2 protein-coding genes, 3 pseudogenes and 1 other annotated feature are annotated in these 3,884 nt (G+C 64.2%); of the genes and pseudogenes, 1 reads left to right on the forward strand and 4 read right to left on the reverse strand.

Annotated features, from left to right (window positions below; translation table 11 throughout):
* A protein-coding gene (locus BIX52_RS22635) for an IS630 family transposase (protein WP_245803274.1) occupies nt 1-915 on the reverse strand; the annotation gives its coding sequence in 2 pieces (ribosomal slippage) (nt 1-567 and nt 567-915; 916 coding nt annotated over the 2 pieces). This gene is flagged as partial in the annotation.
* 91 nt (nt 916-1,006) lie between these two features.
* Here BIX52_RS22635 and BIX52_RS23875 point away from each other — a divergent pair.
* Nucleotides 1,007-1,302, forward strand: a pseudogene (locus BIX52_RS23875) (transposase); the annotation flags it as partial.
* A 62-nt stretch (nt 1,303-1,364) separates the two neighbouring features.
* Here BIX52_RS23875 and BIX52_RS23160 read toward each other — a convergent pair.
* The 3 genes and pseudogenes from BIX52_RS23160 to BIX52_RS22300 all read right to left on the reverse strand — a co-directional run.
* Nucleotides 1,365-2,363: pseudogene (locus BIX52_RS23160) on the reverse strand (IS3 family transposase); the annotation flags it as partial.
* Nucleotides 2,194-2,310: a sequence feature (AL1L pseudoknot), on the reverse strand. It overlaps the preceding pseudogene by 117 nt.
* Nucleotides 2,364-2,560: 197 nt before the next feature.
* Nucleotides 2,561-2,918, reverse strand: a pseudogene (locus BIX52_RS23880) (transposase); the annotation flags it as partial.
* 416 nt (nt 2,919-3,334) lie between these two features.
* Nucleotides 3,335-3,574 (reverse strand): transposase, encoded by a 240-nt coding sequence (locus BIX52_RS22300; protein ID WP_108676366.1) that lies wholly within the window; start codon nt 3,572-3,574, stop codon nt 3,335-3,337.
* Between the last annotated feature and the right edge of the window lie 310 nt (nt 3,575-3,884).

Here is a 3,884-nt window from a genome sequence, read left to right on the forward strand (position 1 = left end):
AGGCGCGGGCCTCGTCGGGGGTGACGAGGTGGAGGACGTCGCCGACGCGATCCCGAAGGGCGGTGACAGTTCGCTCAGCGGCCTTCTTCAACAGGGCTTTGATCTTGGCGAAGGCCATCTCGATGGGGTTGAAGTCGGGGCTGTAGGGCGGGAGGAACAGAAGCGTTGCCCCGGCGCGCTCGATCAACTGGCGAACGCGCTGCCCCTTGTGGCTTCCCAGATTGTCCATCACCACGACATTGCTTGGGGTCAGGCAAGGGACGAGGACCTGTTCCACATAGGCCTCGAACCAGGTCCGGTTGATCGCACGATCCAGAACCATCGGCGCGACGATGCCCGATAATGAGAGGCCGGCCACGAGCGTGGTGGTCTTCCAATGACCGAAGGGCAGCGGCATGCGCAGCCGCTCGCCGCGCCGGCAGCGACCGTGCGAACGCGCCATCTTGGTGCTCGCCCAGGTCTCGTCGATGAAAATCAGCCGCGCGGGCTCGAGGTCGTCCTGGCCGTCGAACCAGGCGCGGCGGCGGGCGAGGATGTCGGCGCGACTCTGCTCGGCCGCGTGGCCGGTCTTTTTTTGCGCGTGATCCCGTGTCGCCTGAAGAAGCGCGAGAGGGATGAAATCGACACGGTGTCTCCGGTCTCGCCGAGCTTCTCCTTGAGCTCGGTCAGCGTGATGTCGCCCGCCTCGTCCAAGAGGGCGAGGATGCGATCCCGGTGCGCTTCGGTCACATGGGACCAGCGATCGCCGCCCTGACGCTTGGCGCGGCATGACCCGGTTCTTGTCCATTCCCCGTGCCAACGGATGGCCGTGGACGGGGCGACATCGAACCGCGCCGCGGCTTGGCGGCGGGACATTCCGTCGTCTATCGCGCGGACAACGCGAAGACGAAGATCGCCAGAGAGCAACTTGGGCATGGTGGCTGACCCTCCACCGCCAGCCACCATGTTGAATCAGAATGCTGCTGATTCGGGAATCCCCTGCCGATTCACTCTGAGCGCGAAGCGCTCTAGCGAACAGAGCCGGCCGAATGTCCTGAAGCGGCGCCAGGCGTGGTTCGATGGGCAGCTGGATCTAGATCTGGAGCGGCTGATCTTCGTCGACGAGACCTGGACCAACACCAAGATGGGCCGAACCCATGGCCGGTGCCGCAAAGGCGAGCGACTACGTATGCCGTGCCGGTCGGCCATTGGAAGACGACCACGCTAGTCCTTGGGCTATCGGCAAGAGGGATCGTCTCGCCAATGGTGCTGAACAGGGCGGTCAACCGGGTCTGGTTCGAGGCCTTTATCGAACAGGTTCTCGCGTCACTCCTCGACCGCGGTGATGAACCGCCCCGGTTTCACCGGAGGCCGTTTGGTTGAAGTCACGCAGCTATTTGATGGTGGTCGCGCTGGGCGTGGTAGCGTTCCTCGGCTTCGGCGGGCGGAATGTTGCCTATGGGCTCCAAGAGCCGGCGATTGTTGAACCAGTCGACCCAGGCGAGCGTCGCGAACTCGACGGCTTCGAAGGATCACCAGGGACCACGCCGATGGATGACCTCGGCCTTGTTAAGGCCGTTGATCGTTTCGGCGAGGGCGTTGTCATAGCTGTCGCCGACACTGCCGACGGAGGGCTCGGTACCAGCCTCGGCCAGGCGCTCGGTGTAGCGAATGCTGACGTATTGAGAACCCCTGTCGGAATGATGCACCAGGCCGGCGCGATGAACGGGCCGTCGTTCGTGCAGGGCCTGTTCAAGGGCATCCAGCACGAAGCCCGCATGAGCGGCCCGGCTCACCCGCCAGCCGACAATGCGGCGGGCATAGGCGTCGATGACGAAGGCGACGTAGACGAAGCCCGACCAGGTGCTGACGTAGGTGAAGTCCGACAGCCAAAGCCTGTTCGGCGCCGGGGCATGGAAGATCCGGTTCACGTGATCGAGCGGGCATGGCGCCGATTTGTCCTGAATGGTGGTCCGGCCGGCTTGCCGCGGATCACGCCTTGCAGACCCATGCTCTGCATCAGCCGCAGGGCGGTGCAGCGGGCAACGTCGAACCCCTCCCGCATCATTTGTCGCCAGACCTTGCGTGCACCATAGACCTCGAAGTTCTGGGCGAAGACTCGCTCGATCTCGGCCTTCAGCTCCAGGTCCCGCTTTGCTCGTGCCGAGAGCTTGACGGATCAAGCCGCCGGGCGACGTGAGCATGGTAAGTCGACGGGGCGATCGGCAGCATCTTGCAGATCGGCTCGCCCACATACGCACCGCGGTGATCATCGATGAACGCGATCATGTCGTCGACCGGCGGTCGAGCTCCGCCTGAGCGAAATATGCGGACGCCTTGCGCAGGATCTCATTCGCCTGCCGCAGCTCACGGAAAACTTGTTCGTCGTCTTGCTCGTCATTGCCCCATCCTCTCAGGAGTTGGGGCCTCCGACAAACCCGGGGCGGTTCACCCTTGACCTGCCTGGATTTTTCGTACCGCGCGTAGCTTGAGAGCGCTGCCCCTGTGTCTGCCTCGTTGAGCCCCGTGCGGGGCGGTTGGACGACGGGGTCGGTCGCGGAGGCCCCACATACCGCAGCGGTGCGCCCCGTCGTGGCCCGATCAGCGTGCAGGCGCGCCGTTGCGACAGGCCTCGGCTCACCGCATAGGCCACGGCCGCGCGACGCTCCGGCACGCTCACCATTTTTTGCAGCGATCTCCTTCATTACCTCGATCTCGAGGTCCCGCTCGACCACCAACTTCTTCAGCCGGGTGTTCTCCGCCTCCAGCTGCTTCAGCCGCCGTACGTCGTCGGCCTCGAACGCGCCGAAACGCTTGCGCCACGCGTAGATGGTCTGCTCGCTGACACCGTGCCGCTTGGCCACCGTCGGCGTCGTGTCGCGATCCGCCTCCCGCACGATAGACACCATCTCCTCGTCTGTGAACCTCGACTTACGCATCCTTCCCTCCATCCAGGAGGCCAGCCTCTCAAGGAATTGTTGGTTCGAAATTACCGGGGCAGGTCACCCTCGTCCTTCATCAGCCGTGCGATGCGCTTGCGGCTCGCTGCAACGACTGCGTCTTTGAGCTCGGCTTGGATGCGGTGCGCCGTAGCTTTCCCTCGACGCCTTGGGGATCGTGCGGATGCGGGCGGCGAGGTTGGCGTCACTCCGGGCGCGTTGGCTGGGCTCTCGATCGCGCCAGGCGTAGAAGCCGGCCCGCGAGACGCCGAACGCACGGCACATCGTCTGGATCGGGTACACGGCCTCGTTCGCAGTCATGAATCGCAAGACCGAGAGCGCGTCGCGCCGCTCTCCTGTGCGAACCAGGCCGCGGCCTTTGAGAGGATATCTCTCTCCTGCCGCAGCTGGCGATTCTAGCGGCGAAGGCGCCGCAGCTCCTCGCGCTCCTCGCTCGTCAGCCCATCGGTGCGGCTGCCGCCATCACGCTCGGCCTGGCGGATCCAGCCGTGCATCGTGTGGGCACACGGCTCGAACTCCCGCGCCAACTCCTCGACGCTGCGGCCGGCACGCGCCAACGCGACGATCTGTTCGCGATCTCCGCCGGATAGGGACTTCTCGTTCTCGGCATCGCGGCACTCTCCTCTGAAGAGCAAGTGCGTCCACCAAACCGGAGCAACTCCACCTCACAGATCAAGGCCCACCTCCGGAAAGCCACCAAGCGCACCCGCGACGGCATGTGGGATCGGATTGGCGAGGTTATGAAACTCGTCACACCGCAACACGCACGCAACTACTTCACCGCATCCGGATATAAGCCAGGCTGAGAGAAACACGCTCTAGAGCGCTTCGCGCTCAGAGTGAATCGGCAGGGGATTCCCGAATCAGCAGCATTCTGATTCAACATGGTGGCTGGCGGTGGAGGGCCAGCCACCATGCCCAAGTTGCTCTCTGGCGATCTTCGTC

Source organism: Acuticoccus yangtzensis, from assembly GCF_001927245.1.
Lineage (GTDB): Bacteria > Pseudomonadota > Alphaproteobacteria > Rhizobiales > Amorphaceae > Acuticoccus > Acuticoccus yangtzensis.